Source organism: Streptomyces sp. NPDC048461, from assembly GCF_055587105.1.
Genome location: NZ_JBVJGW010000073.1, coordinates 1 through 1,770 on the forward strand (window position 1 = coordinate 1; position 1,770 = coordinate 1,770).

The following is a 1,770-nucleotide window of genomic DNA, read 5'->3' on the forward strand; positions in this document are numbered from 1 at the left end:
CGATCTCCGATCGCCTTCGAGAACGCCTTCCAAACAACATCAACTACCCTGGCCCGAGCCGCATAGACGTGTTCAAAATCCGGGGTCAAGGCCCTCCCTCGTCAGCGCCGCCTCACGGATGCCCTGGGTCCACTCGGCATCGTGGCGCCAGTCCATGGCGTACGCCGCCACCTGCGCGCACGGCAGGGGGATGATCCGCTCGGCCGTCACGTCGATCGGCATTTCCCACCCCTGCTCAGAGGGTGAAGAAGGGCTGCGGCGTGCCCGACTCCACGTACTGCCTGAGCCGGCCCATCAACTGCTGCCAGGTGTCGGCGGTGTGCGGCAGATCCGGGTCGTCGTCGGCGAAGCCGGTGTGCCGGAACTCCACCCGGGTGCCGGTCCCGTCGGGGGTGTCGGTCAGCTGCCACGTGATGACGGTGCCGGACCAGTGCGGCGGGAATGCGCCGATCGACGTCCACACGATCTCTTCCTTGTCCGCGCTGTCGCGGCGGAGCCGGAAGGGCTCGGGGATCTGTGGGAAGTCGAAGAAGAGGACCTCTCCGTCGCGGTTCACGCCGGTGGTCCACCAGCCAGTCAGGCCGTCATGGGTGTTCAGCGCCTCGTAGACCTTGGCACGGTCGACGCCGATGTCGGTCCGGAAGGTGATCTCGGACATTGCCGCTCCTCGTGTATCTGGGGGCGGGAGGAGCGGGTGGAACCACCAGCCCCCTCGCTTTAGTCCACACTAAAATGACTCTATGCGACTTGGCAAATTGCAGTGGACGCTAAAATGACCTGTATGGATGCGGTACGGGCAGTCGCCGAGCCCAGGCGGCGCGAGATTCTGCGGCTGGTCTGGGACTCGGAGCTGTCGGCGGGCGAGATCGCCGAGCGGTTCGAGGTCACCTTCGGTGCGGTCTCCCAGCACCTCAAGGTGCTCAGGGACTCCGGCCTGGTTACGCTGCGCAAGGACGGCAAGAAGCGGTTCTACCGAGCGGACCGCGAGGCCATGGGCCCCATGGCCGACTACCTGCAGTCCATGTGGGCCACCAAGCTCGACACCCTCGTGGGCCACCAAGCTCGACACCCTCGCCGAACTGGCCGAGGCCGCCGAGCGGGCGGAAGGAACGGACGCGTGAGCGTGAGCAGCGGAGTCAGCGACGGCGTGGTCACGGTCGAGCGGCACATCGCCGCCCGGCCCGAGACCGTGTTCTCCTTCTTCACCGACCGGGACAAGTGGCTGTCCTGGATGGGCAGGGAGGGCGAGTTCGTGTTCGCGCCCGGCGGTGCGTACCGGACCAACGTCACCGGCCAGAGCGTGGCCGAAGGCCGGTTCGTCGAGGTGGATCCACCCAAGCGGCTGGTCTTCACCTGGGGGTGGGCCGAGGGCGCCATGCCCGTACCGCCCGGCTCGACCACCGTGGAGATCACCCTGGAACCCACCCCGGACGGCACCCTGCTGCGCCTGGTCCACAGCCGCCTGCCCTCCCCCGAGGCGTGCGCCGCCCACGAGGAAGGCTGGAACCACTACATGCAGCGTCTGGCTGCACGAGCCGAGGGCCGGGACCCGGGCCCTGACCACTGGATGTGACAGGCCCGAGAGCGACGGACCCCTGATCTGCCGCCGCATGCGTACTGAGCTTTGCGGGTTGCCGTCGGGGAGTGACGGTTCATGATCCTTGCGATATTCCGTTGGTATGCGTTATCCGGAGGGTGGGGGCCTGACCGCTGAGCGTCGGGCGTTTCGTGAGGGGATCCGGCTTCAGGCCGGCGAGCGGTTCGCGGCGG

The 1,770-nt window shown here is 67.5% G+C and carries 3 protein-coding genes and 1 pseudogene; 2 read left to right on the forward strand and 2 right to left on the reverse strand.

Annotated features, from left to right (window positions below; all coding sequences use genetic code 11):
- Positions 1 to 72: 72 nt before the first annotated feature.
- Both ACZ6S8_RS39525 and ACZ6S8_RS39530 read right to left on the reverse strand, forming a co-directional pair.
- Positions 73 to 222, reverse strand: coding sequence for a hypothetical protein (locus ACZ6S8_RS39525; RefSeq protein ID WP_469463244.1), 150 nt, complete (start codon positions 220 to 222; stop codon positions 73 to 75).
- Positions 223 to 235: 13 nt separating this feature from the next.
- The gene (locus tag ACZ6S8_RS39530; RefSeq protein WP_469463247.1) at positions 236 to 658 is read right to left on the reverse strand and encodes an SRPBCC family protein; all 423 of its coding nucleotides are present in this window, start codon (positions 656 to 658) and stop codon (positions 236 to 238) included.
- Between the two features lie 123 nt (positions 659 to 781).
- Between ACZ6S8_RS39530 and ACZ6S8_RS39535 the strand changes: the two genes are divergently transcribed.
- Together ACZ6S8_RS39535 and ACZ6S8_RS39540 are read left to right on the forward strand one after the other, a co-directional pair.
- Positions 782 to 1,573, forward strand: a complete 792-nt coding sequence (locus ACZ6S8_RS39535; protein WP_469463248.1) for a metalloregulator ArsR/SmtB family transcription factor — start codon at positions 782 to 784, stop codon at positions 1,571 to 1,573.
- A 106-nt stretch (positions 1,574 to 1,679) separates the two neighbouring features.
- Positions 1,680 to 1,770 (forward strand): annotated as a pseudogene (locus ACZ6S8_RS39540) (helix-turn-helix domain-containing protein); the annotation flags it as partial.